Source organism: Nonomuraea turcica (genome assembly GCF_030718205.1).
GTDB lineage: Bacteria > Actinomycetota > Actinomycetes > Streptosporangiales > Streptosporangiaceae > Nonomuraea.
The window spans coordinates 316541-341454 of the sequence record NZ_JAUZQF010000007.1 but is presented as its reverse complement, the minus strand read 5'-3'; the positions used below and the strand labels follow the sequence as shown (position 1 = coordinate 341454).

The following is a 24914-nucleotide window of genomic DNA, read 5'->3' as shown; positions in this document are numbered from 1 at the left end:
AGGTTATGCCAAGCGCTGCGCCTCGCCCGCGACGGCGTGGCGCAGCTCGCGGATGCCGTCGCGGCCCCGCACCGGGTGGACGGCGTTGGTCAGCAGCACCACGGTGAGCTGGCGGGCGGGGTCGATGAGGAGCGAGGTGCCGGTGAAGCCGGAATGGCCGTACGCGCCGTCGCCCGGCGTGCCTGCGAGAGCCGGGTCGCCGATCCGCACGCCCAGCCCGTGGCGGAAGGCGGCGCCCTCGGCGCCCTGATCGCGCACCATCTCGGCCACGCTCTCCGGCCGCAGCACGGGCCCGCCGCCGAGCCGCAGCGCCTCGCCGAAGGCCAGCAGGTCGTCGGCCGTGGCGAACAGCCCGGCGTGGCCGGCCACGCCGCCCAGCGCGTACGCCGTCTCGTCGTGCACCTCGCCGCGCACACAGCCGGGTCCCGGGCGCTCGGGCTTCCACTCGGTGGCGGCGACGCGCGGCAGCGCGCCCGGCCGGTAGCCCGTGTCGGCAAGGCCGAGCACATCGGTGACGCGGGAGCGCACGAGCACGTCGAGGGGCGCGCCGCCGGTCAGCTCGGCCAGCCGGCCGGCCATGATCATGCCGACGTCGCTGTAGAGGTAGGGCCCGCCGACCGGGTGGGTGATCGGTGTCTCGAGCATCGCGGCCAGGCGTTCGGCCGGGTCCGCGGTGGGCAGCTCCAGGTCGATGCGGCGGGTCGGGGTCAGGCCCGCCGTGTGGGTGAGCAGCCGGCGGAGCGTGATGCGCCGGTCCAGGCCGGGGATCCAGGCGGCGGCCGGCTCGTCCAGGGCGATGCGGCCCTCCTCGGTCAGGGAGAGCAGCACGACCGTGGTGAAGAGCTTGCTGATCGAGGCCAGGTCGAAGATCGAGTCGCGGCGCGCGGGCGGCCGGTCGGCGGCGAGGGTTCCCTCGGCGTCGGCGTAGCGTACGAGCTCGCCGGTCGCCGCCGCGGCGGCCACGGCGCCGTCCACGGCGATCAGCGCGACCGCCGCCGAGCAGACCCGCGGCACCGCGCCCTCCAGGATCGCCCGCAGCCCCGTCATACGACCCGCCCGATCGGACATCCCCGTCCCCCTAAGCCCTAGATCGGACATCCCCGTCCCCCCGAGCCCCTAGATCGGACATCCCCGTCCCCCTAAGCCCCGAGCCCCGTATCCGTCGCCCCGAACCCGTCTCTCCCCCAGGAGAGGCGGTTCAGCCGCTCAGCGCGTCGCTGAGGCGCTCTCCGTGCGAAGCCAGCAGCGCGCGGGCCGCCTCCGCGTCGAGCCCGTGCTGGATCATCAGCACCGCGATCTTCGTCTGACCGCCCGCCGCGTCCAGTGCCGCGCCCGCCGTCTCCTCGTCCGCGCCGGTGATGTCGGTGACCATGCGCAGCGCCCGGCCGGCGAGCTTGTTGTTCATCGCCGACATCTCGACCATCTGGTTGCCGTAGGTGCGGCCGAGCTTGACCATGCAGATCGTGGAGATCATGTTCAGCACGAGCTTCTGGGCCGTGCCCGCCTTCAGCCGCGTCGAGCCGGTCACCACCTCAGGCCCCACGACCACCTCGATCGCGTGCTCGGCGGCGGCCGACAGCGGCGCGCCCAGGTTGCAGGACAGGCCCACGGTGAGCGCGCCGCGGCGGGCTGCCTCCGCCAGCGCGCCCAGCACGAAAGGGGCCCGCCCGCTGGCGGACACGCCCACGACCGAGTCCAGCGGGCCGGCTTCCAGGTCCTGCAAGGCGGCGGCGCCTGCCTCGGCGTCGTCCTCCGCACCCTCGACGGACCGGGTGAGCGCGTCGGGTCCGCCCGCGATGATGCCCTGCACCAGCGAGGGGTCGGTGCCGAACGTGGGCGGGCACTCGCTGGCGTCGAGCACGGCGAGCCGCCCCGACGTGCCCGCGCCGACGTACAGCAGCCGGCCGCCCTCGGCCATCCTGGCGGAGATCGCGTCGATGGCGTCCGAGATGGCCGGGATGGCCACCGCGACGGCCGCGGGCACGGCCGCGTCGGCCTGGTTCATCAGTTGGGCGATCTGCTCCGTCGGCAGCCGGTCGATCTGGCTGTAGCGAGGATCGCTCTGCTCGGTGGACAGCTCGCGTAGCGGATCAATCATGACGCTAATTTCCACCCTAATCTTCCTTCTTGTAAATATATTTCAGCACAATGGCCTGATGGCACATGTGCGTACCGGAGCTGAACGGCTGTCGGCGGATCCCGCGCTCGCGGGGGGCTCCCGCCTCGGCCTGGTCACGAATCCCACCGGAGTCCTGCCCGACCTGACCCCCACGCCGGACGCGTTTCTGGCCGCGGGGGTACGGCTGACCGCCCTGTTCGGCCCCGAGCACGGCCTGCGCGGCACCGCCCAGGCGGACGGGAGCGAGGCCGATACCGTGGACGACCGGACCGGCCTGCCGGTGTACGACACCCACAAGCTGCCGGGTGAGGCACTGGACCGGGTGGTGGCCGGCACCGGCGTGGACACGCTGGTGTTCGACATCGCCGACGTGGGCGCCCGGTTCTACACCTACGTCTGGACGATGTACGACCTGATGGCGTCGGCCGCCCGGCTGGGGCTGCGGTTCGTGGTGCTGGACCGGCCCAACCCGCTCGGCGGGACCGTGACCGAGGGGCCGCTGCTGGATCCGGCGTTCGCCAGCTCCGTGGGCAGGTTCCCGCTGCCGATCAGGCACGGCAGGACGGCCGGGGAGCTGGCGCTGCTGTTCGGGTTCGACCTGGACCTGACCGTGGTGGAGATGGCGGGCTGGCGGCGCGACATGACGTACGCCGAGACCGGGCTGCCCTGGGTGATGCCGTCGGTGAACATGCCCACCCCGGACACCGCGCTCGTCTACCCCGGGACTGGCTTGTTCGAAGGGACGAACTTCTCCGAGGGGCGCGGCACGACCAGGCCGTTCGAGCTGGTCGGAGCCCCCTACGCGGACGCGCGCCTCGCCAGCGAGCTCAATGCGCTCGGCCTGCCCGGCGTGCGGTTCAGGGACGTCTGGTTCACGCCGACGTTCCACAAGCACGCCGGGGTCCCCGTACGCGGGGTGCAGCTGCACGTGCACGACCGGGAGACGTTCCGGCCGGTGCTGACCGGCCTGTCGATGCTGCATGTGGCCCGCACGCTCTACCCGGACGACTTCCGCCTGCTGGAGTTCCTCGACCACCTGTGGGGCTCCGGCACGCTCGCCGGCCGCCTGGAGTCCGGTGCGGACCCCCGCGATCTGTGCCCGCCACCGGGTCGCCCGGCGGGACGGCTGCTCTACGCGTGACATCACACCAGGTCGCGCCGGTAGAGCCAGAACACGCGCTCGGCCCGCGCGCCCACGGCCCGCGAGTAGAACCGCAGCGGCCCCACCCATCCGATCTGCGCGCTGGCCTGGCCCGCGGCCCGCTGCTCGGCCAGGCACCTGCGCAGCAGCACCCGGCCGAGCCCGAGCCCGCGGGCGGCCGGCGAGGTCCCCATGGGCCCGAACCAGGCCGGCCGGGCGCCCCAGGCGGCGAAGGCGAGGATCGTGCCGTCACGCTCGGCGTAGTGCAGCCCGCTCGCGTTGGCGGCCTCCCACGCCCACCGCTCGTTCCAGTGCTCGGCGACGAACGCGGCGACGCGCTCGCGGTCCGCGCCGGCCGCGCGCACGGCCACTCCGGCCTGGTCCAGGCGCAGGAGGTCCTCCTCGACGGACAGGTCGCCGGTCAGGTCGGCCGTCATGTTCCAGGCCACGTGGTAGCGCTCGTAGCCGAGGCTCTCGGCCAGGCAGGCGGCGGCGGTGTAGCGTACGTCGATGCCGGGCCAGGCGTAGCACGGCGGGTTGCCGGCCCAGCGGGCCTGCCGCGCGCCCTGGTCGCGCAGCCATTCCTCGGCCGCCAGCACCAGCGCCCGGCCGCGCCCCTGCCCTTGGGCCGACGGGTGCACGGCCAGCAGGTCCAGGTGGCCGACGGTGGGTTCCTTGGTCGACATGGTGCCGGACTCGGGCACGTCGGACATGGACGCCATCACCACGCCGCCGTCCACGGTCAGCGCCGTCCACCGGCGGTCGGCCGGCGGCCGCGACAGCCGCTCCACGAGGGCCGCGCCTTCCCCGGCGTCCAGCGTCAGCGCGGCCTCCGCGATCGTCGCCGCCTCGGCGAGCTCTGCAGCCGTCATCACACCTCGCTCATCGGGCGGGCGATCACGCTGCGGCGCTCGGGGTAGAAGCACGCGTGCTCCTGCGGCACCCCTTCTGTCAGCTGCAGCAGCGGCCGCTCGCTCGTGCACCGCTCGCCGCGGAACGGGCAGCGGCGGGCGAAGAGGCAGCCCGTGTCGGCCTGGCTGTCGTCCAGCGTCTCCAGCGGCATCACCGGCTGCTCGCCCGGCTGCTCCAGGCCGTGCAGCACCGGGATGGCCGACAGCAGCGCCTGCGTGTACGGGTGCACGGGGTCGGCGATGACCGTGTCCACCGCGCCGCGCTCCACCACCTGCCCACGGTAGATGACGTACAGCTCGCCGTCGTCGCCGATGTAGCGGGCGGTGGCCACGTCGTGGGTGATGAACAGCACGCTCACGCCGAGCCGCTCGCGCAGGTCCTTCAGCAGTGCCAGGATGCCCAGCCGCAGCGAGACGTCGATCATCGAGACGGCCTCGTCCGCGACCAGCATCTCCGGGTCCACGGTCAGCGCCCGCGCGATGACAACACGCTGCCGCATGCCGCCGGACAGCTGGTGCGGGTAGCGCGACAACACCGTGCCGGGGTCCAGTCCCACCAGCGACAGCACCTCGGCCGCCCGCTCCTCGATCCACGCCGAGGACCGCCCCGTCTGCCTGGCCCGCAGGCTCAGCGGCGCGTACAGGGTCTGGTGGATCGTCCTCGTCGGGTTCAGCGCCGAGTACGGGTCCTGGTGGATCAGCTGGATCTTGCGGAAGTGCGGCTGCCGGTGCTTGGGCTTCAACGGCGACATGGCGACGTCGTCGATGAGCATCTCGCCCGCGTCGTACGTCTCCAGCCCCGCGATGATCCGCCCGAGCGTGGTCTTGCCACAGCCGGACTCGCCGATGAACGACGCCGCGCCGCCCTTCGGGATCGCGAAGTCCACGCCGCGCAGCGCCTGGACCTCACGGGCGCCGAGCACCTTGCCCCGCTGCTTGAACGTCTTGACGATGCCGGTTCCGGTGATCACGCATGCTCCTTCACGTTCACGGCATGGCAGGCCACGACGCGCGGCCCCTCGGACAGCGCCTCGGGATCCACGGTGTCGCAGACGTCCATGCGCAGCGGGCAGCGCTCCCTGAACACGCAGCCCTCCTTCGGCACGGTCACCAGCGTCGGCGGCCGTCCCGGCAGCGCCTGCGCCTCGGCGATGTCGCCGACGAGCCGCGGAATGGCCTTGATCAGACCCCTGGTGTACGGGTGCCGCGGCGCGCCCAGCACCTGCCTGGTGGGGCCCTGCTCGACCAGGCGGCCGCCGTACATGACGGCCAGCCGGTCGGCGACCTCGGCCACCACGCCGATGTCGTGCGTGATCACCAGGGTCGTGAGGCCGCGCTCGGCGTGCACCTCGCGCACGATCTTCAGGATATTGGCCTGCGTGATCATGTCGAGCGCGGTCGTCGGCTCGTCCAGCACCACCAGGTGGGCGTTGAGCACCAAGGCCAGCATGATGCCGACCCGCTGCCGCATGCCGCCGGACAGCTCGTGCTGGTGCGAGTCCAGCACTCTGGCCCCGTCCAGTCCCATGCGGCCGAGCAGTTCCTTGGCCTCGCGCACCAGGCCGCGCAGGTCGTCCACCCCGTGCGAGCGGCCCAGGTCGAGCAACTGCTTGCCGACCGTCTTGAGCGGGTTGAGGGAGTTCTGTGCCGCCTGGAAGACGTACCCGACGTGCTTGCCGCGGGCCTTGCGCAGGTCCTCGCCGCGCAGCGCGACCACGTCGCCGAGCCCGTCGATGTCGACGCTGCCCGCGGCGATCCTGCCCGGCGGCTGCACCGCGTTGAGCAGCGACAACGCCAGCGTGGACTTGCCGGATCCGGACTCGCCGACGATGCCGGTGATGGTGCCGGGCTCCAGCGTCAGGCTGATGTCCCGGACGGCGGGCAGCTCGCCCGCGGGGGTCTTGTAGACGACCGTGAGGCCGTCGATGCGCACTCCCGGCGCTTGGTTCGGCACGTATTACTCCTCACGCAGCCGGGGGTTGAAGATCTCGTCCATGGCGTCGACCACGAGCACGATGGCCAGGGTCAGCAGCAGGATCGCCAGCAGTGGCCCGAGCAGGAAGCCGAGCGCGCTCGGCACGGTCAGCGCTCCGGAGCGGAACACGGCCGTGTTGAGCATCTGGCCCCAGTTGTTCGACTCGTACGGCAGGACGCCCAGGAAGAACAGGCCGACCTGCGCGTACACGCCGCCGGTGATCGCGATCAGCATGTTCATCGCGATGTACGGCGCCATGCTCGGCAGCAGCTCCTTGCCCACGATGTGGGAGGTGGACAGTCCGAGCCCGCGCGCCGCCTCGATGAACCCGCGCTCGCGCAGCGAGAGCGTCTGCGACCGCACCGCCCGCGCCACGCCGCCCCAGCTGAGCAGCCCCAGCACCAGGCCCATCTGCACGGCGCTGCTGAACTTCCACACGGTGGAGAGCACCAGCAGCAGCGGCAGGCCGGGAATGGTCAGCTTCATGTCGGTCAGCCGCATGAGGATCGTGTCCCAGCGGCCCCGCTTGAAGCCGGCGAACAGCCCGAGCCCGGCGCCCACGACCACCGTGATGACGGCGGTGACGAGCGCCGCGAGCAGCACGTAGCGTGACCCGGTCACGACCAGCGCGATGACGTCCCTGCCCTGGTCGTCGGTGCCGAGCCAGTGCTCCCAGCTCGGCGGCCTGGTGATCTGGTCAGCGTCGCCGGGCAGCGGGTTCGGGTAGAACATCGGCCCGAACAGGCCCATGAACGCGAACCCGATCATGAGCGCCGCGCCCACCAGGCGGCTGGGCTTGCGCTTCATGACCCGCCAGACGCCCCGCCAGAAGTTGCGGCGCATCGCGGCGCTGGTGGATGAGCTCTCCAGGAGAACACTCATGCGGACACCTCCTCCCCGCTGCGGACCCGCGGGTCGATCACGCTGTAGAACAGGTCGGCGAGGATGTTCGCCACGATGATCGCGACTGTGATCAGCAGGAACGCCCCGCCCATCAGCGCGTAGTCGCGCATCGTGATGCTGTCGAGCAGCAGCTTCCCGAGCCCTGGGTAGTTGAAGATGCGCTCGATGAACACCGCGCCGCCCAGCAGCAGACCCAGCGACAGCGCCAGGATCGTGAACAGCGGCAGGATCGCGTTGCGCGCGATGTACCTGAAGATGATCGAGCGCTTCATCCCGCGCAGCTCGGCGGCCAGGATGAAGTCGTCGCCGAGCACCGTGACGACACTGGACTTCATGGCCAGGATCCAGCCGCCGTACGCCGACAGCGCGTACGTCGCCACCGGCAGCACCGCATGCTGGACCAGCGAGCCGATGTAGCCGGCGTTGAACCCGGGCTCATACAGGATGTCCACGGGCCCGTCACTCGGCAGGATCGGGATGAGCGTGGCGAAGATCGTGGTGAGCAGCAGCCCCAGCACGTACTGGGGCACGCCGTGCAGCAGCGACCCGGAGATCGCCAGCGCGTCGCCGAGCTTGCCGCTGCGCTTGATGGCCGCGTAGACGCCCATGATGATGCCGACGAGGAAGCTCAGCAGCGTCCCGGCCAGCACCGGTAGAACGGTCCACTTGGCCGCCTCGGCCAGCACGTCCGTGACCGGCGCGCCGGCGTGGGTGACGGACTGGCCGAGGTCGAAGGTGAACAGCCCGGAGACGTAGTCCCCATACTGCTCCCAGAGGGAGCCCTTCGGCTGGAACCCGTACAGCACACGCGTGGCCTGCTCGGCCGCCTCGGGCGACATGCCCTGCTCGATCAGTTTCTGCGTGTGCGCGGCGACGGGGTCACCGGGAATGCTCCTGACGATGAAGAAACTGATCGTGGCGACGACCAGGATCATGACGACCCCGCGGGCCAGATGGCCCGCGAGCCTGCGTGCGATAGCAATCATGTATTACTGCTTCTTCTTGACCATGCCGAGCTGCATCCACACCCCCGCGGGGAGGCGCAGCACATCGGCGTCTTGCTCGGGCCAGCCACCGAACCGGGTGGTGTTGGTGAACTGGGTGTTGACGTAGTCCCACAGCTGGATCGCGGGGAGATCCTGGTTGGCGGTCTTGGCCAGTTGGGCCATGATCGGCTTGGCCTCCTCGGCGGAGACCGCGTTCAGCTTGGCGGTCAGCTCACCTGGGTTGACCTTGCCGACGCCTTCGACGTCGATCTCCTCGGCGCTGCCCATCCAGTTGCCGGCCTTGCCCGGCGCGCTGTGCGCGACCTTGCCGGCGACGTTGGTCCAGCCGTTGGAGGCGCCGTAGAGGCGCTGGAAGATGTCGTACGGCGCGGGGCCGAGCGCCATCAGCCAGAAGCCGACGTCATACTTGCCGGCCGCGATCTCCTCCAGGTAGACGGGGTAGTCCGCGACGGTCACGACCTCGGCGTCCACGCCGTTCGCGACCAGCTGGCTCTTGATGTTCTCCTGAGCGGAGATCCAGTCGGAGAACGGGGCGGGCGCGGTCATGGTGACCTTCCACGGCTTGCCGTCGGCCAGCGTCCACTTGCCGTCCTTCTTCTGCAGGCCGGCCTCCTTGAACTCGGCCTCCGCCTTGGCGACGTCGTGCTTGTACGGCTCCAGGGCGGCCAGCTCCGAGCCGATCCACTCCTGGGCCGGCTTCTGGTGGATGCCGGAGGTCGTCACAGCCGGGGTGCCGCCCTCGGGCGAGGCCACCTTGGTCACCTGGTCGCGGTCGATCAGGTAGGCCAGGCCGCGGCGCACGTGCACGTTGTCGTACGGCTTCTTCGACTGGTTGAACGCCATGCCGACGGCCACCGGCGAGAAGCCCCTGATGACGTTGGAGCCCGGCGCCTGCTTGATCCGGTTCATCACATCGGTGGGCATGGCGGTGAAGCCGGCCTGGTCAAGCTTACCGGCGCTCAGGTAGTTCCAGATCTGCTCGTTGCCGCTGTAGTTGAGGAACTTCACCTGGTCGGGAACGATGTTCGCGGCGTTGTAGAAGTTCTTGTTCTTCAGCAGCAGCGCCTCGCCGGGGTTGACGCGCTCCAGCACGAACGGGCCGCCGGAGACGTCCTTCGGCGGGGCGAAGGCGAGGACCTTCTGGCCGATGGCCAGGATCTCCTCGCGCGCCTTGTCGGCCTCGGCGCCGGTGCCCTTGGAGGCCTTGAGCTTGTCCCAGAAGTCGGCGGGCAGCACGCTGCTCCACACATGCGCGGGGACGACGAAGCTGTCCATGACACCCCGGGCGAACTTCGCGCTGGGGTTGCTCATGTCCTGGGTGATCTTGACGGTCTTGTCGTCGACGACCTGGATGTCGGCCGCCGCGCCGGCGGCGCCCGGCGTGACCGCGAACGCGGTGCTGCCGGTCGTGTAGGCGATGCCCAGGGACAGCTTGACGTCCTCGGCGGTCACCGGCTTGCCGTCGGACCACTTGCCGTTCGGCTGCAGGTGGAGGGTGATCGAGGAGTTGTCGGGAGCGATGTCCCACTTCGCCGCGATGCCCGGGTAGAACTGGTTGGGGTCGGTAAGATGGTTCCTGACCCAGCCGAGCTTCATCGCGTTGTAGCCCAGGAAAGAGTTGCCCTTAGGGGCCCAGGGGTTCGCGGGGCCGCTGGCGTCGAGTCCGGGCTTGAGCACGTCGACCGTGGTGAACAGGCCGCCACCGCCGCCCGAGCCGCCGGACTTGGTGGGGCCGCCGCTGCACGCCGCTGTCGCGGCGGCCAGGCCCAGCACCGCCACTACCGCTGCAAGTCGCTTCATTTGCCGCTCCGGGGGATGTCTCTAGGGATTGACCGGACACTACGATCGCGCCACATCAGCGTCAATAATCTCCACAGGTTGTGAGGCTAATGTAACTTTCCTTCATGAGTGTGCGGAGTGGAACTAAGCGCCGTCAAGTAAAACTTCACGTCATGATCAGTACGGCGGCCCCGTTGACCTGGTCATTTGCCAGATCAGTGAGCGCCTGAGCGGCGGCGCCGAAGGGGTAGGGCGCGATTTTCACGCGCGGCGGATGCGCCAGAGCGAGCTCCAGATAAGCCCGCCCGTCCGCCCTGGTGTTGGCGGTGACACTGCGCAGGGTGCGCTCCTGGAACAGGTGCCGGTCGTAGTTCAGGACCGGGACGTCGGTCAGATGGATCCCGGCGATGGCGAGGGTTCCTCCGCGGTCGAGCGCCTCCAGCGCGGGCGGCACTAGATCGCCCACCGGCGCGAACAGGATCGCCGCGTCCAGCGGCTCCGGCGGCCGGTCACCGGCCGAGGCCGCCCCCAGCTCCAGCGCCAGTCGCCGGGACGCGGCCGATCTGCTCACCGCGTGCACCGTGGCGCCCTGCGCGATGGCCGCCTGCGCGGTCAGATGCGCCGACGCCCCGAACCCGTAGATGCCGAGCCGCCCGCCCGGCGGCAGATCACATCGCGCCAGCGCCCGGTAGCCGATGATGCCCGCGCACAGCAGCGGCGCCAGCCGCTCGGCGGGCACGTCGTCCGGCAGGGGATAGACGTAGCCGGCGGGCGCCGTCAGATATTCGGCGAACCCGCCGTCGGCGTCCCATCCCGTGTAGGTGGAGTCCGGGCAGAGGTTCTCCATCCCCCTGGCGCAATACCGGCACGTCCCGCAGGTGGAGCGGAGCCAGGCCACGCCGACCCGCTGCCCGGTGCCCACGACCCGGCCGACCGCCTGGTGGCCGGGGGTGGTGAGCGGCCGCCGCGGCTGGAGATCGCCCTCGGCCAGGTGCAGGTCGGTACGGCACACGCCGCACGCCTCCACCCGTACCAGCACCTGGTCCGGGCCGGGCTCGGGCGTCTCCCGCTCGATCAGCGCCAGCGGCCCGGACGCCATCGGCCCCGGCTCGCGCACCACCCACGCTTTCACGGGGCGAGACGTGTGGAGGCGAGAGTGGCATAGAGCGCGGCGCCGTCCGGCAGCACCGCGTCATCGAAGACGGCCTCCGGCGAGTGGTTGTACGGCGCCGTGGCCGGGTCCCGGTCCGGCGGGCACGCGCCCAAGAAGACGAACGCCCCCGGCACCTCCTCCAGCACGTACGAGAAGTCCTCCGACCCCATCACCGGCTGCGGCGAGACGAAATACCGGCCGGCGCCGAACAACTCGTCGGCCGTCCTCCCCACGAACTCGGCCTCGCTCTGGTCGTTCACCGTCACCGGGTAGCCCATCCCGAACGACGCCTCGACCTCCAGCCCGTGCGCTGCCGCGATGCCCTGCACCAGCTCCACCAGCCTGCGCTTGACCAGCGTCCGGTTGTCCTTGCTGAACGTGCGCACCGTGGCCTCGAACCTGGCCTCGTCCGGGATCACGTTGTCCGCCGACCCGCCGTGGAAGCTGCCGACCGTCACCACCACCGGGTCGAACACGTCGAACGTCCTGGTCACCATCGTCTGCAGCGCGCTCACCATCTCGCACCCCGCCTGGATCGGGTCCAGCGCCCGGTGCGGAGTGGAGCCGTGCCCGCCGCGCCCCTTCACCGTCACGCAGAACACGTCCGCCGCCGCCATGATCGGCCCAGGGCGGGAGGCGAACAGCCCGTTGGGCAACATCGCCGACACGACGTGCATGCCGTACGCCGCGACCGGGCGCGCGCCCGCCGCCTCCAGCACACCCTCGGCGATCATGTGCTTGGCGCCGTCGTGCCCCTCCTCACCCGGCTGGAACATGAAGATCACATCGCCGGCCAGCTCCTCGCGCCGCGCGCTCAGCAGGTGCGCCGCACCCGCCAGCATCGCGGTGTGCAGGTCGTGCCCGCACGCGTGCATCTGGCCGGGCAGCTGGGAGACGTACGGCAGGTCGTTCTTCTCCGTCACGGGCAACGCGTCCATGTCCCCGCGCAGCAGCACCGCCGGGCCCGGCCGGCCGCCGCGCAGCACGGCGGTCACCGAGCTGAGCGCCGTCCCCGTCTTGATCTCCAGCGGCAGCCCGTCCAGCGCCGCCAGCACCTTCTCCTGGGTTCGTGGAAGGTGCAGACCCAGCTCGGGAGTGGTGTGGAGGGAGTGCCTGAGGCGGACCAGCTCGTCCCGCATGTCCAGCGCGGATTCAGTGAACGACATGAAGAACATTGTTCACGTACCGGCACGGAAGTCGACAGGGCGCGCTCGGTACGATGGCCGGGTGACTCAGCGTAAGCGGATCGACTCCTGGTTGTCCGACATGGACGGCGTCCTCGTCCACGAGGGACGGCCGGTTCCCGGGGCGGACGAATTCATCAAACGGCTCAGCGAATCCGGCAAGAAGTTCCGGGTCCTCACCAACAACTCGATCTACACCCAGCGCGACCTGTCGGTGCGGCTGGCCGGCGCGGGACTGGACGTGCCCGCCGCGTCCATCTGGACCTCCGCGCTGGCCACCGCCCAGTTCCTCGACGACCAGCGGCCGGGCGGGTCGGCTTACGTGATCGGCGAGGCCGGGCTGACCACGGCCCTGCACGAGGTCGGCTACATCCTCACCGACCTCGAGCCCGACTACGTGGTGCTCGGCGAGACCCGCACCTACAGCTTCACCCAGATCACCCGCGCCATCCGCCTCATCGAAGGCGGCGCCCGCTTCATCGCCACCAACCCCGACCCCATCGGCCCCTCCACCGAGGGCTCCCTGCCGGCCTGCGGCGCCGTGGCCGCGCTCATCACCAAGGCCACCGGCGTCGCCCCCTACTTCGTCGGCAAGCCCAACCCCCGCATGATGCGCAGCGCGCTCAATGACATCGAGGCCCACAGCGAGACCACCGCGATGATCGGCGACCGCATGGACACCGACATCATCTCCGGCATGGAGGCCGGGCTCTACACCATCCTCGTCCTCACCGGCGTCACCCGGCGCGACGAGGTCGACCGCTACCCTTACCGGCCCTCGCTCGTCGTCGACTCGGTGGCCGACCTCATCGACCTCATCTGAACCTGACCCCTGCTGACAGGTATAGATGGGACGCTGATGTGTCATGACCCGCCTGTACCTGGAGATCGGCCCCAAGAAGGTGTTCGCCTGCTCGCTCGACTGGCCCGGCTGGTGCCGGATCGCCAAGGGTGAGGAGGCGGCCATCGACCGCCTCATGGACTACGTGCCCCGCTACCGCGTCGTGGCCGAGCGCGCCGGCCTGCCCTTCTCGCCCGGCGACCCGGTGGTGGTGGCCCGGGTGCCCGGCAGTCCCACGTCCGACTTCGGCGTGCCGTACGCGGTGCCCGACCTGGACCAGGAGCCGCTGCCCGCCGACGAGGCCGCGCGCCAGGTCGCCCTGATGCGTGCCGCCTGGGATCTGTTCGACGAGGTCGCCGCCGCCTCCCCGGAAGAGCTCCGCAAGGGCCCGCGCGGGGGCGGGCGGGACCGCAGCAAGATCGTGGATCACGTGGTGGAGGCCGAACGCGGCTACGCCCGCATGGTCGACGTCCGCCACAAGCCCTTCACCTCGGTCGCGGACCGTGACGCCATGCGTGCCGAGCTGGCCGAGGTCCTCTCCCGGTCCTGGGCTCCGCCCCAGACGGCCAAATGGCCGCCGCGGTATGCCATCAGGCGCATCGCCTGGCATGTCATCGACCACGTGTGGGAGATCGAAGACCGGGTGTAAGAAAACCACTCCCGTGGCCGTTGGCGCGCGGCGCGCGTGCGTGCACTGTCTGCAACCATGTGTTGACGTAAGGTGGTGGCCCTTTCCGTGGCAGACGTGAAGGCCCGCATAGCCGAGCTCCAGCAAGACGTGAAAGCGCGGAGTCCCCGGCCCTGGGCGGGCCGGGGACTCCGGTCGATTGATGGGTAAAACCGCACTCGGCGCGGTCAGCCGCTGATTACCATCGCTACTGATTGCAACCGCACGGTGACGAAAGCAGAGGAAAGTAGGGCGTCTGTGGACGTAAAGGGGGAGGTTCTCCAGACGGGTGCGCCGGCCTGGTATGGGGACCTGCTGCGTGAGGTCGACGACCGGACCAGGCATCTCCAGGCCGAGGTCGCCGAGCTCCGCACCGAGCTCGCCGCCGCCCGGGCCGAGTTGGGTGAGGACGTCGCCGCCGTGCAGACCGAGGTCGAGGGCGTGCGGCGGGCGGTGAACGCGCGGCCGGGGGACAGTGGCGACGAGGACGGGGATCTGCGGCTCGACATGGCGGAGGGGTTCGCGGCCGTACGGGCGGAGCTCGCCCACGAGTTCGGCTCCGTCCGCTCGGAGATGCTCGATCTGGGCATCAAGCTCGATCGGCTGCTAAATCGGGACGGATGCCGTTAATCGCTCGACATGTCCTTCGGGTAACCTAACCTACGGTACCGTAACCTGAAGGAGAAGATCTTTATGGCGATGACTCAGACTGAGCTGCTGCACGAGCTCGAGCCCGTGGTCGCCGGGGAACTCGACCGTCATCACACGATGGCCAAGGAGTGGTTCCCGCACGAGTACATCCCGTGGAGCGAGGGCCGCGACTTCGACGGCATCTACGGGGGCGAGGCGTGGCAGGAGGGCGACTCGAAGATCCCCGAGGCGGCCCGCATCTCTCTCATCGTGAACCTCCTGACGGAGGACAACCTCCCCAGCTACCACCATGAGATCGCCACCACGTTCGGCCGTGACGGCGCGTGGGGCACGTGGGTGCACCGCTGGACGGCGGAGGAGGACCGGCACGGCACCGCCATCCGCGACTATCTGACCGTCACCCGCGCCGTCGATCCCGTGGCGCTGGAGCGGGCTCGCATGCAGCACATGGAGAACGGCTTCATCACCGACTACGGCACCATGCTGCAGCAGCTGGCGTACGTCTCCTTCCAGGAGCTGGCCACCCGCATCTCGCACCGCAACACCGGCAGGGCCTCCGGCGACGAGGGTTGCGAGCGGCTGCTCGCCAGGATCGCCGCCGACGAGAACCTGCACATGCTCTTCTACCGCAACCTGCTCAAGGCGGCCTTCGAGCTGGACCCGAGTCAGACCATGCGCGCGGTGACCGACGTCGTCACCACCTTCCAGATGCCGGGCTCGAACATCGACGGCTTCGTCCGCAAGGCCATGATCATCGCGAACGAGGGCATCTACGACCTGCGCCTGCACCTCGACGACGTGCTCATGCCGGTGCTGCGGCAGTGGTCGGTGTTCGACAAGAGCGACCTGGGCCCCGAGGGCGACAAGGCGCGCGAGGAGCTGGCCGCGTTCCTGGACAAGACGGATGCGACGGCGGCCAGGTTCGTCGAGCGCCGTGAGGAGCGCAGGGCCCGCGCCGCCGCGAGGAGGTAAGAACGCAGGCTCCCACGCCGCCGCGGCGCGCCAGCCGTACCGTTCTTGACCCGGAGATGGTCTTGGACATCCACGGCATCGGGCAGGTTTCCCGGTAACACCGGAACCCCTTGGGAGCAGAGGGTGAAAATCATCGGGATCGCCGCCGGCCTCCACGAGGGGTCTTTTATCAACAGATTGCTGGAAGCGGCGGGCGGTGAGCTGCCTGAGGGCGTCGGGTTCCAGGTGTGGCCGGGACTGGGCGAGATGCCACCGTACGCGGCCGGGCCGGTGCCGGCGCCCGTCCGAAAGCTCCTGGGGCTCCTCGCCGCGTCGGACGCGGTGCTCATGACCGCACCCGAGCACAGCCTGTTGCCTGGCGAGCTGATCCACACCCTCGACTGGATGTCCGCCGGTGACGCGCTGACCGGCAAGCATGTGGCGGTGATGAGCGCGAGCGCGCGAGCCTGCGGGGCCATGTGGGCGCAGGCGGAGTTGTACAAGCGGCTCCAGGCGGCCGGGGCCGTCGTGATGGGCGCCGAGCTGGTGATCTCGCCTGCCTGCCCGCACTTCGACGAGGACGGTTATCTCGCCGATCCCGCCCTGCGCCGCCAGGTCCGCGCCGTGATCGCCCAGTTGTGCCCGGCCGAGGTGATGGAGCCCGCGCTCCTGCTCTGAGCCGGGCCCGTCCTGCGCCTAGGGTTCGCGGCGCTGGCGTTTGAGGTCGGCGCGGTGCTTCTTGGCGGCGATGCGGCGTTCGATGGCGCCCCGGCTCGGCTTGGTCGGGCGGCGGCGCTTGGGCGGTGGGGCGATGGCCTCGCGCAGCCGCTGCGCCAGGCGGTGCGCGGCGGCTTCTCTGTTCCTGAGCTGGGAACGGTACTCCGAAGCGGCGATCGTGATCGTGCCGGAGCCGAGCCGGTCGAGTGCCCGGGCCTTGAGCGGGGGTGGCAGCGCCGTGCTCGCGGCGACGTCGAAGATCAGCTCCACGCGGCTGTCGGTGGTGTTGACGCCCTGGCCGCCCGGGCCTGACGAACGGGAGAAGCGCCAGACGAGCTCGGCGTCGGGGATGACGACCGAGTCGTTGACGACCAGCGGGCGGGACATGGGTGGGGCTCCTGTTCAGAAATATGCCTGATGTAGGTAAGTGTCACCGTATCTGTGCGCCATATGCCGTACGCAACGGCATTTTCCATTGTCGCCGCCGCTGCGAATATGTAGGGAGCATCGCGCAGGAGGGGCGGACGTTGACGCCGTTCGGTCCCGCCGGGCGATGGCTCGCGGTCGCGATCATCGTGCTGACCGGGGTGGTCTCCGCCGGGGTCGCGGCGCATTCACGCCAGGCTCGACGCGATCGAGCGGCGGCTGGACGTGGCGGCGCTGATCGAGGACGGGGCGACGCGGTCGAAGGTGGCCACGACCCTCAACGGGTCGCGGCACACGCGGTTGGCACGGTATGAGCGATACCTCAACGATCTGACGCGGCTGCACGGCAACCTCAAACACGACGCCCAGAGCGATCTGCGGAGGCTGCTGGCCTCGGCGTCGCCGAGCGTGAGCTCCAGGCGCGCGCCCAGCGTGCGGCGGACACGCCCATCGCCGCGGCTGCTATGGCGGAGGGGGCCTTCCCGTGATGGCCGGATGCAAGCGGCATGTGCCACCATCGCGCCAGAAGATCGCGCGTGAGGAGGCAGGATGGCGGTCATCGTCGGCGTACACGGGATCGGCAAGTACAACTACTACGTGGAGGCCGGCCGGTCCGCGGCCGGTGCCGCGCAGGCCATGCGCCTCAAATGGGACCGCTACCTGCACACCGCGCTCGGAGGCGAGGCAAGGGCGTACTTCAGCGAGATCGCGTACTTCTCCCACCACCTGCACGACGGGAAGGACGCTCCGCGCTCGCTGGCCGCCATGGAAGCCCCCGCTCAGCAGGTCCTCGCGGAATGGGCGAAGAACCTGGGCGTGGGCGAGCACATCACCGGCGCGCTCAAGTCGTTCACCGGCTGGCTGCTCACCAAGCTCGACGGCAGGTCGGCGGCGTTCGCCCAGCTGTTCGCGCCGGAGGTGGCGGCATACCTCACCGACCAGGCCAAGCGCGAGAAGTGCCGGCAGGTCGTCGCCGAGACCATCCGCAGGAACCGGCCGAAGGTGGTCATCGCGCACTCGCTCGGCAGCGTCGTCGCGTACGAGGCCCTCTGGGCCAACCCCGACCTGCGAATCGACCTGCTGATCACCCTCGGCAGCCCGCTCGGCATGCGCAACGTCGTCTTCGAGCGCCTGCTGCCCGCCCCCATCAACGGCCAAGGCGAGCGCCCGTCCGGGGTCCGGCGCTGGGTGAACATCGCCGACAAGGACGACATCGCCGCCATCCCGCCCGACCTGTGCGGCAGCTTCGCCGGCGTGGACGTCGAGGAGCTGGTCAATCTCGACTGGATCGACTTCCACACCGCCGAGAAGTATCTGGGCTGTCCGGCGCTTGATCCGCATCTGCGACCATTCTTGGTATGACGTGGATTGTCTTCGACTACGGCGGCGTCCTGTCGCTGCCCCAGCCCGAGTCCGACGCCCTGGCCATGGCGCGGGCGGTGAACGTGGACCCCGAGGTGTTCAAGGAGGGTTACTGGGAGCACCGCCTGGACTTCGACCGCGGCCTGCCCCCGCTCGCCTACTGGTCCGCGGTGCTCGGCAGGAGCGCCACCCACGCCGAGGTCGCCCGCCTGGTCGCCATGGACGTGGCCAGCTGGGCCCATCCCAACGAGGGCACGGTGACCCTGCTCGGTGAGCTCATCGAGGCGGGGTGCGACGTCGCGCTGCTGTCGAACATGCCGGTCTGCATGGGCGACGGGCTGGACCAGCTGCCCTGGGTCGCCGCCATCGGCCGCCGCTTCTACAGCGGCAGGATGGGCCTGGTCAAGCCGGATCGGGAGATCTTCGACGAGATGGCCCGCGCGCTCGGCGCCGCCCCGTCAGAGATCGTCTTCATTGACGACCGTCAGGAGAACGTCGAGGGCGCCGAACGCGCGGGCATGCGCGGCGTGCACTTCACCGATGCTGCGGCCCTGCGCGAAACGCTGCCCGACGTACGGGACGACTGATGCTGTTCATCCGCCCTTGACTCCACTGTCACAGCGGGGTCAGCGCAGGCGGACATACCTGTGAACGTGGACCGTAGAGCCTTCCTGACAGCGGCGGCGACAGCCGGCCTCCTCAGCTCACAAGCCCCCATCTCCCCAGCATCCGCCACGTCCTCCTCCAGAACCCTCAGAACCGACCCGTTCACGCTCGGCGTGGCCTCAGGCGACCCTTCGTCCGACGGCTTCGTCCTGTGGACGCGGCTGGCCGTCAACCCGCTGAGCAGCGACGGCCGCGGCGGCATGCCGGCCCGCGACGTGCAGGTGGACTGGCAGGTCTCGGCCGACGAGCGCTTCTCCAGGATCGTCGAGTCCGGTACGGCCACCGCCCGGGCCCGCGACGCCCACAGCGTCCACGTCGAGCTGAAGGGCCTGGAGCCGGGGCGCGACTACTTCTACCGGTTCAGGAGCGAGGGCCGGATCTCGCCCACCGGCCGCACCAGGACGACGCCTACCGGCGAGACGACCCCGCTCACCTTCGCGGTGGCCGCCTGCGCGCACTACGAGCACGGCTACTACACCGCCTACCGGCGCCTGGCCGAGGAGGAGCCCGATCTGGTGGTGTTCCTCGGCGACTACATGTACGAGTACGGCCCCAGCGGCTACACGGCACTGGCCGGCCGCGTACGCACCCACACGCCCGGCAAGTGCCAGACGCTCGCCGACTACCGGCTCCGGCACGCCCAGTACAAGAGCGACCACGATCTCCAGGCCGCGCACGCGGCGGCGCCGTGGCTGGTGGCCTTCGACGACCACGAGGTGGAGAACAACTGGGCCGGGCCGGTCTCCAGCAGGGAGACTCCCGGGTTCGCCCGTTTGCGGGCCGAGGCGTTCCGCGCGTATTACGAGAACATGCCGCTGCGCCGCGCCAGCCTCAACGGGGCGGTGCTCAAGGTGAACCGGCGCATCTCCTGGGGCACGCTGGCCCGCTTCCACCTGCTCGACACCCGGCAGTTCCGCGACGACCAGGCGTGCCTGGACGGCGTACGGGCCGGGTGCGACGACCGCCTCGCCGACCAGCGCACGCTGCTCGGCGCCGGCCAGTGGCGGTGGCTGGAGGAGGGGCTGCGCGGCTCCACCACCCGCTGGAACCTGCTCGGCCAGCAGATCATGATGACGCACCGCGACTACAAGGTCGGGCCGGGGCGTGAGGTCAACCTGGACTCGTGGGACGGGTACGCGGCCGAGCGGACGCGGCTGCTGGGGTCGCTGGCCCGTACGCCCAACCCGGTGGTCCTGACGGGGGACGCGCACATGCACCACCTGGCCGAGCTCAAGACCGACTTCGACGACCCGGACTCGCCGGTGGTGGCCAGGGAGCTGGTGGCGTCGTCGATCGCGAGCGACGGGGACGGGTACCGGGACCGGACGTGGATCGCGGAGGCTCTCCAGGAGAATCCCCACATTTCCTACATCGACCAGCGCCGCGGCTACCTGGTGGCCCGCCTGACCAGCGACGACCTGTCCGTCGACTACCGGACGCTGGACTACATCTCCCGCCGCGGCGCCAAGGCCAAGACCGCCCACCGCATCAGCATCCCGGCCCTGACGGGGGCGGCGGCGGCCGGCCAGGCGGGGGCGCCCCCGGTTGGCTGAACGTCCGCTGGGAACCAGCTGAAGATCCCCTCAACACAGGTGGCGGAGGGCGGAGGTCATGCGCCGGGCCAGTTGCCGTCAGGGAACTCGCCCGTCGTGCCGCCCGACATGACCACCTGGTCGCTCTCGCCCAGGCCCGCGGTGACCTCGACGTACTGGTCACCGCGCACTCCCGTCCGCACCACCTTCGCCACGTCCCGGCCTCCCGACCGTACGGTGACCATCTGGGTGCCGTCGGACCTGCTGCGTACCGCCGCCGCGGGGACGTAGATCGTGTTCTTGGCCTCGTCCGTGGTGACGGTCACCGAGGCCGTCTGCCCGAGCATGAGGCCGGGCGGCGGCGCGTCGAAGGCGAGGGTGACCGAGTAGCGGACGAGCTGACCGTCCACGGTGGCGGTCGGCGCGATGGCCGTCACCGTGCCCTCATGGCGTTCGCCGCCACGCGTCGCGAGCGTGATCTGAGCTCTTTGGCCTCGCTTGAGCCGGTTGACGTCGGATTCGGTGACCATGGCCTGGACCTGCAGCTCGTCCAGGTCGCCGAGGCTGATGAAGGTGTCCGTGCCCGCCGTGTCGCCGACGCCGCCCGCGACCGACAGCACCGTTCCCGCGGCCGGGGCCACGATGCGGGTGGCGCGTACGGCGTCCGCCGCCTGCTCGAGCGCGGCCTCGGCGCGGTCCACGTTGGCGGCGGCCTGCTCTTCGCCGGACTCGGCCCTGGCCCCGGTCTGGTTCGGCCCGCAGGGGCCGGTGCCCTGCGTCGGGCGAGCGCCGCTCGACGCACCGGTGCTCGGTCGTGCCGACGGCTTGCCGCTCGCGGTGGGCCTCCCGCTCGCGGTGGGTTTTCCGCTCGCGGATGGCTTGCCGGTGGGGGAGCCAGTGGGGGAGCTCGTGGCCGACGGGCTGCCGTCGGCCGAGGACGGCCGCCCGCCTCCAGGCTGCTGGGTGCCGCCGCTCGGCGTGGCGGTGACGGTCGCGGTGACGGTGGCGGTCACGGTGACCGTCACCGTGGGCCGGGGCTCGGGCCCGGGGCCGGTCGGCTCCGTGGTGGGGGTGGCCGACGGGCGCGGGCTGCCCGTCGGGTCCGGCGTCGAGCTCTCCGTCGGGCCGAGGCTCGCACTCGGACTCGGGCTTGCGGAGGCACGGCCCGCTGGACCAAGGGCGCCCCCGCCGCTTGGGGCGCAGGAGGTCACCGCGCTGTTCGACGTGCCCGTCGTGGCGGACGCCTCCTCCAGGGCCTCTTCGGCCGCCGCCACGTCGGCCTGGGCCGCCTCGTACGCCTCCCGCGCCGCCCGCCCGTCGATCCTGGCCAGGACCTGGCCTTTCTTCACCTTGGCCCCGGCCTTGACGTACACCTTGGTGAGCGTCCCTGAAGAACCGAAGGCCAGGTCGCGGCGGGAGCCGTCCACGGTGTTGCCGGCGGCGCTCACCACGGCCGTGACCTGCCCGCGCTGGGCGGCGGCGAGCCGTACCTGAATGGTGGCCGGGGTGTCGTCGCGCAGCGTGAGCGCCAGGCCGGATCCCGCGGCGAGCACGGCCAGGGCGAGCCCGCCCAGCGCGAAAGTCCGTCTCATGGCGGATCATCCTGCCGAAGCAGGTTCACGGCACGCTGCGAGGAGCCTAAGAGTTCCCTGTGTGCCCGCCCGAGGACCGGCGTTGTCAGCGAACGTTCAGCTTGCTCGCGGCTGCGGCGCAGGGTTGTGTGCAAGGGTCACGGCCTGTGAAGGTGTCGAACAGGCGCAGAGCGCGGATGAGCCGCCGGGCGCTGATGACCAACGGAGCCCTGGCGGTCCTCCTGCTGGGCGGTGCCGTGCTCGCCTACGGCCAGCTCGGTACGGGACTGGCGGCGGGCGAGACGACCGTGCGCACGGTGACGGCGAGCCGCGGCTCCGTGGTGGCCTCCGTGTCCGCCTCTGGCGCGGTCGCGAGCTCCAAGTCCCGCGCCCTCTCGTTCGGGACGTCCGGGACGGTCGAGAAGATCTACGTGAAGGCCGGCGACAAGGTCGGCAAGGGCGACATCCTGGCCAGGCTGGACGACGACGCCGCCCAGGAGAGCCTGGCGGCGGCCAAGGCCGCGTACGACAGCGCCGTGGCCGACGGGACCGGCACGGCCCAGCTCTACTCCGCCTACATCAAAGCCCGCAACGACTATCGGGAGGCGCGGCGCACCGTGGCGGGCACCGTGCTGAAGGCACCGTTCGGTGGCACGGTCACGGCGGTGAACGGCTCGGTCGGCGGCACCAGCGGCTCAGGGCAGAGCTCGGGACAAAGCTCGGACCAGACCTCGGGACACAGCACGGGACAGGCCCAGACCGGCTCCGGGTCGGGATCCAGCGGATTCATCGAGCTCGCCGACATCGGCAAGCTCCAGCTGGTCGGCTCCTTCACCGAATCCGACGCCGGCAAGCTCAAGCAGGGCCAGACGGCCTCGATCACGTTCGACGCGCTGCCCGGCGTGCGCGCCACCGGCAAGGTCACCCAGATCGAGCCGGTAGCCGCCACCAGCAACAACGTGGTGCAGTACCCGGTCACGGTCACGTTCACGGAGGTGCCGGGACAGGTGCGGCTGGGTCAGACCGCCACCGTCGAGGTCGTGGTCGGCCAGGCGGACGACGTCGTCACCGTCCCGTCCACGGCGGTCTCCACCAGCGGCGGCCAGACCACGGTCACCCTGTTCAAGGACGGCAGGCAGACCAGGACCCCCGTGGAGGTCGGGGTGCAGGGCGCGACGCTGACGGAGATCAAGTCGGGCGTCTCCGAGGGCGACCAGATCGTGCCCCCGGCGGCCTCGACCGGCACCACCACCGGCGGCGGCATCCAGCGGCAGTTCGGCGGCGGCGGCTTCCCCGGCGGCGGCGCGGTGCGCAGTGGAGGCGGCATGCTGGGAGGCGGGCAATGACGGCCCCGGACAGTCCCGCGCCGGTCCTGCGCGTCAAGAACCTCGTCAAGGAGTACGGCGAGGGCGATGCCCGGGTTCGTGCCCTGCGCGGCGTCAGCATGGACGTCGAACGCGGCGACTACGTCGCCATCATGGGCGCCTCCGGCTCCGGCAAATCGACCCTCATGAACATCCTCGGCTGCCTGGACGTGCCGACGAGCGGCTCGTACCTGATCGACGGCGCCGACGTGGGCCACCTGGACGAGCACCAGCTCGCTATCCTGCGCAACCGCCGCGTCGGGTTCGTCTTCCAGTCGTTCAACCTGATCCCGCGCATGAGCGCCCTGGCCAACGTGGAGCTGCCACTCGTGTACGGCGGCGTCGGCCAGGCCGAGCGGCGCGCCCGGGCGCTGGCCGCGCTGGAGCAGGTCGGCCTGGCCGACCGCGTGCACCACGAGCCGAACCAGCTCTCCGGCGGCCAGCCGCAGCGCGTCGCCGTCGCCAGGGCGCTGGTCACCGCCCCGGCGCTGCTGCTGGCCGACGAGCCGACCGGCAATCTCGACACCGCCTCCACCGGCGACGTGCTGCAGATCATGGACCGGCTCAGCGACTCCGGCCGCACGATCGTGATCATCACCCATGAGAACGACGTGGCCGCGCACGCCAAGCGGGTGATCCGGCTGGTGGACGGCGAGATCGTCGAGGACCGCCGGCAGGCGCCCGTGGACGGCCCGCCCCCGAGGATGGCCGCCCTGTGAACCAGCTCGAGATCCTCCGCTTCGCGCTGCGCGGCCTGCTGGCCAACAAGATGCGCAGCTCGCTGACCACGCTCGGCATCCTCATCGGCGTGGCCGCCGTCATCATGCTGGTGGCCGTCGGCGAGGGCTCCTCGCGCAGCATCCAGCAGAACATCCAGCGCCTCGGCGCGAACACGCTGACGATCTCCCCTTCCTTCTCCGGAGGCGGCGGCGGGGGCGGAGGCGCAGGCGCGGGCATGCGGACGCAGGGCGGCAACACCGGCCCGCGCACCCAGGCCAGGCAGCTCAGCCTGGCCGACGCCAAGGCGCTGACCGACAAGACGCTCGCGCCCTCGGTCAAGAGCGTCTCGCCCGTGGTCACCCCCTCCTCCTCGACCGCCGCGTACGGGGCCGCCAGCCACACGATCGCCCAGTTCGTCGGCACGTACCCGAGCTACTTCGAGGCCACGAACAAGCCCGTGGCAAGGGGCACGTACTTCTTCAACGACGACGTGCTCGCCGCCAGGAAGGTCGTGGTGCTCGGCCAGACCGTCGTGGAGGAGCTGTTCGGGACCGTCGACCCGATCGGCAAGCAGGTCAGCGTGTCCGGCGTGCCGTTCACGGTCGTCGGCGTGCTGAAGGAGGCCGGGTCCACCGGCATGCAGGACGCCGACGACGTGGCCGTCGCGCCGCTGCCGGCCGTGCAGCAGAGCCTGAGCGGGTTCGGCTCGCTCAGCTCGATCGTCGTCCAGGCGACCGGGGCCGGGACCACCACGACGGCCCAGTCGGAGGTCACGGCTATCCTCAACCAACGACATGGCATCACCAACGACAACCCGGACTACCGCCTGCTCAACCAGGCCACGTTGCAGGAGACCGTCAGCGCGGCGACCGGCACCTTCACCGTGCTGCTCGGCGCCGTCGCCGCGATCTCGCTGCTGGTGGGCGGCATCGGCATCACCAACATCATGCTGGTGACCGTCACGGAGCGCACCCGCGAGATCGGCATCCGCAAGGCGATCGGCGCGCCCAGGAGCGCCATCCTGGGCCAGTTCCTGCTGGAGGCCACGTTGCTGAGTCTGGTCGGCGGGCTGTCGGGGGTGCTGGTGGCGTTCCTCGGGACCAGATTCACGATCGCCGGCATCGAGCCTGTCCTGGTGCCGTCGTCGGTCGCGCTGGCGCTGGGCGTGTCGGTGGGGATCGGGCTGTTCTTCGGCAGTTATCCCGCCAACCGGGCGGCCAAGCTCAGGCCGATCCAGGCCCTGCGCCATGAGTAGGGCGCCACGTAAGGAGATG

At 70.6% G+C, this 24914-nt stretch carries 24 protein-coding genes; 12 read left to right on the top strand and 12 right to left on the bottom strand.

Going from position 1 to position 24914, the window contains the following annotated elements; genetic code table 11:
* Positions 1 to 3: 3 nt before the first annotated feature.
* Both Q9G87_RS20630 and murQ read right to left on the bottom strand, forming a co-directional pair.
* Complete coding sequence (locus tag Q9G87_RS20630) at positions 4 to 1068, bottom strand: serine hydrolase domain-containing protein (protein ID WP_305918034.1); 1065 nt, start codon at positions 1066 to 1068, stop codon at positions 4 to 6.
* A gap of 130 nt (positions 1069 to 1198) precedes the next feature.
* The gene (gene murQ / locus Q9G87_RS20625; RefSeq protein ID WP_305918033.1) at positions 1199 to 2098 is read right to left on the bottom strand and encodes an N-acetylmuramic acid 6-phosphate etherase; all 900 of its coding nucleotides are present in this window, start codon (positions 2096 to 2098) and stop codon (positions 1199 to 1201) included.
* Positions 2099 to 2156: 58 nt separating this feature from the next.
* Between murQ and Q9G87_RS20620 the strand changes: the two genes are divergently transcribed.
* Positions 2157 to 3260, top strand: a complete 1104-nt coding sequence (locus Q9G87_RS20620; protein WP_305918032.1) for an exo-beta-N-acetylmuramidase NamZ family protein — start codon at positions 2157 to 2159, stop codon at positions 3258 to 3260.
* A gap of 2 nt (positions 3261 to 3262) precedes the next feature.
* On the opposite strand, the gene Q9G87_RS20615 is transcribed toward Q9G87_RS20620, so the two are convergent.
* The 8 genes from Q9G87_RS20615 to Q9G87_RS20580 all read right to left on the bottom strand — a co-directional run bounded on the left by Q9G87_RS20615 (position 3263) and on the right by Q9G87_RS20580 (position 12154).
* Entirely contained in the window at positions 3263 to 4132 is an 870-nt protein-coding gene (locus Q9G87_RS20615; RefSeq protein ID WP_305918031.1) for a GNAT family N-acetyltransferase, read from the bottom strand.
* Positions 4132 to 5142 (bottom strand): ABC transporter ATP-binding protein, encoded by a 1011-nt coding sequence (locus Q9G87_RS20610; RefSeq protein ID WP_305918030.1) that lies wholly within the window; start codon positions 5140 to 5142, stop codon positions 4132 to 4134. Before Q9G87_RS20610 ends, Q9G87_RS20615 begins: the two co-directional genes overlap by 1 nt.
* Positions 5139 to 6125 carry an ABC transporter ATP-binding protein gene (locus Q9G87_RS20605; RefSeq protein WP_305918029.1) on the bottom strand — a complete coding sequence of 329 codons (987 nt, stop codon included), beginning with the start codon at positions 6123 to 6125 and terminating at the stop codon, positions 5139 to 5141. Before Q9G87_RS20605 ends, Q9G87_RS20610 begins: the two co-directional genes overlap by 4 nt.
* Positions 6126 to 6128: 3 nt before the next feature.
* On the bottom strand, positions 6129 to 7028 hold the full coding sequence (locus Q9G87_RS20600; RefSeq protein ID WP_305918028.1) for an ABC transporter permease: 900 nt from the start codon (positions 7026 to 7028) through the stop codon (positions 6129 to 6131).
* Complete coding sequence (locus Q9G87_RS20595) at positions 7025 to 8035, bottom strand: ABC transporter permease (protein ID WP_305918027.1); 1011 nt, start codon at positions 8033 to 8035, stop codon at positions 7025 to 7027. The genes Q9G87_RS20600 and Q9G87_RS20595 overlap by 4 nt, the downstream gene beginning before the upstream one ends.
* A 3-nt stretch (positions 8036 to 8038) precedes the next feature.
* A complete protein-coding gene (locus Q9G87_RS20590) occupies positions 8039 to 9856 on the bottom strand; it encodes an ABC transporter substrate-binding protein (protein WP_305918026.1) in 1818 nt (605 codons plus the stop codon).
* 145 nt (positions 9857 to 10001) lie between these two features.
* Entirely contained in the window at positions 10002 to 10967 is a 966-nt protein-coding gene (locus tag Q9G87_RS20585) for a zinc-dependent alcohol dehydrogenase family protein (protein ID WP_305918025.1), read from the bottom strand.
* On the bottom strand, positions 10964 to 12154 hold the full coding sequence (locus Q9G87_RS20580) for a M20 metallopeptidase family protein (RefSeq protein ID WP_305918024.1): 1191 nt from the start codon (positions 12152 to 12154) through the stop codon (positions 10964 to 10966). The genes Q9G87_RS20585 and Q9G87_RS20580 overlap by 4 nt, the downstream gene beginning before the upstream one ends.
* A 61-nt stretch (positions 12155 to 12215) precedes the next feature.
* Here Q9G87_RS20580 and Q9G87_RS20575 point away from each other — a divergent pair, with 61 nt between their 5' ends.
* The 5 genes from Q9G87_RS20575 to Q9G87_RS20555 all read left to right on the top strand — a co-directional run bounded on the left by Q9G87_RS20575 (position 12216) and on the right by Q9G87_RS20555 (position 15960).
* Entirely contained in the window at positions 12216 to 12995 is a 780-nt protein-coding gene (locus Q9G87_RS20575; protein WP_371825799.1) for an HAD-IIA family hydrolase, read from the top strand.
* 43 nt (positions 12996 to 13038) lie between these two features.
* Positions 13039 to 13662, top strand: coding sequence for a hypothetical protein (locus Q9G87_RS20570; RefSeq protein ID WP_305918023.1), 624 nt, complete (start codon positions 13039 to 13041; stop codon positions 13660 to 13662).
* Between the two features lie 276 nt (positions 13663 to 13938).
* Positions 13939 to 14310, top strand: a complete 372-nt coding sequence (locus tag Q9G87_RS20565; protein WP_305918022.1) for a hypothetical protein — start codon at positions 13939 to 13941, stop codon at positions 14308 to 14310.
* Positions 14311 to 14379: 69 nt separating this feature from the next.
* Positions 14380 to 15303 carry an acyl-ACP desaturase gene (locus Q9G87_RS20560; RefSeq protein ID WP_452449535.1) on the top strand — a complete coding sequence of 308 codons (924 nt, stop codon included), beginning with the start codon at positions 14380 to 14382 and terminating at the stop codon, positions 15301 to 15303.
* Positions 15304 to 15426: 123 nt separating this feature from the next.
* The gene (locus tag Q9G87_RS20555) at positions 15427 to 15960 is read left to right on the top strand and encodes an NADPH-dependent FMN reductase (RefSeq protein WP_305918020.1); all 534 of its coding nucleotides are present in this window, start codon (positions 15427 to 15429) and stop codon (positions 15958 to 15960) included.
* Positions 15961 to 15978: 18 nt separating this feature from the next.
* On the opposite strand, the gene arfB is transcribed toward Q9G87_RS20555, so the two are convergent.
* Positions 15979 to 16386 carry an alternative ribosome rescue aminoacyl-tRNA hydrolase ArfB gene (arfB, locus tag Q9G87_RS20550; RefSeq protein ID WP_305918019.1) on the bottom strand — a complete coding sequence of 136 codons (408 nt, stop codon included), beginning with the start codon at positions 16384 to 16386 and terminating at the stop codon, positions 15979 to 15981.
* 588 nt (positions 16387 to 16974) lie between these two features.
* Between arfB and Q9G87_RS20545 the strand changes: the two genes are divergently transcribed.
* The 3 genes from Q9G87_RS20545 to Q9G87_RS20535 all read left to right on the top strand — a co-directional run bounded on the left by Q9G87_RS20545 (position 16975) and on the right by Q9G87_RS20535 (position 20006).
* A complete protein-coding gene (locus tag Q9G87_RS20545) occupies positions 16975 to 17787 on the top strand; it encodes a hypothetical protein (RefSeq protein ID WP_305918018.1) in 813 nt (270 codons plus the stop codon).
* Positions 17784 to 18374 (top strand): HAD family hydrolase, encoded by a 591-nt coding sequence (locus tag Q9G87_RS20540; protein WP_305918017.1) that lies wholly within the window; start codon positions 17784 to 17786, stop codon positions 18372 to 18374. Before Q9G87_RS20545 ends, Q9G87_RS20540 begins: the two co-directional genes overlap by 4 nt.
* A 66-nt stretch (positions 18375 to 18440) precedes the next feature.
* Positions 18441 to 20006, top strand: coding sequence for an alkaline phosphatase D family protein (locus tag Q9G87_RS20535; protein WP_305918016.1), 1566 nt, complete (start codon positions 18441 to 18443; stop codon positions 20004 to 20006).
* 56 nt (positions 20007 to 20062) lie between these two features.
* On the opposite strand, the gene Q9G87_RS20530 is transcribed toward Q9G87_RS20535, so the two are convergent.
* Positions 20063 to 21577, bottom strand: coding sequence for an efflux RND transporter periplasmic adaptor subunit (locus Q9G87_RS20530; protein WP_305918015.1), 1515 nt, complete (start codon positions 21575 to 21577; stop codon positions 20063 to 20065).
* Between the two features lie 194 nt (positions 21578 to 21771).
* Here Q9G87_RS20530 and Q9G87_RS20525 point away from each other — a divergent pair, with 194 nt between their 5' ends.
* From Q9G87_RS20525 to Q9G87_RS20515, 3 genes are read left to right on the top strand one after another with little or no spacing between them, the layout of a single operon-like run.
* Entirely contained in the window at positions 21772 to 22902 is a 1131-nt protein-coding gene (locus Q9G87_RS20525; RefSeq protein WP_305918014.1) for an efflux RND transporter periplasmic adaptor subunit, read from the top strand.
* Positions 22899 to 23639 (top strand): ABC transporter ATP-binding protein, encoded by a 741-nt coding sequence (locus Q9G87_RS20520; protein ID WP_305918013.1) that lies wholly within the window; start codon positions 22899 to 22901, stop codon positions 23637 to 23639. The genes Q9G87_RS20525 and Q9G87_RS20520 overlap by 4 nt, the downstream gene beginning before the upstream one ends.
* Positions 23636 to 24895, top strand: coding sequence for an ABC transporter permease (locus tag Q9G87_RS20515; RefSeq protein ID WP_305918012.1), 1260 nt, complete (start codon positions 23636 to 23638; stop codon positions 24893 to 24895). The genes Q9G87_RS20520 and Q9G87_RS20515 overlap by 4 nt, the downstream gene beginning before the upstream one ends.
* The last annotated feature ends 19 nt before the right edge of the window (positions 24896 to 24914 follow it).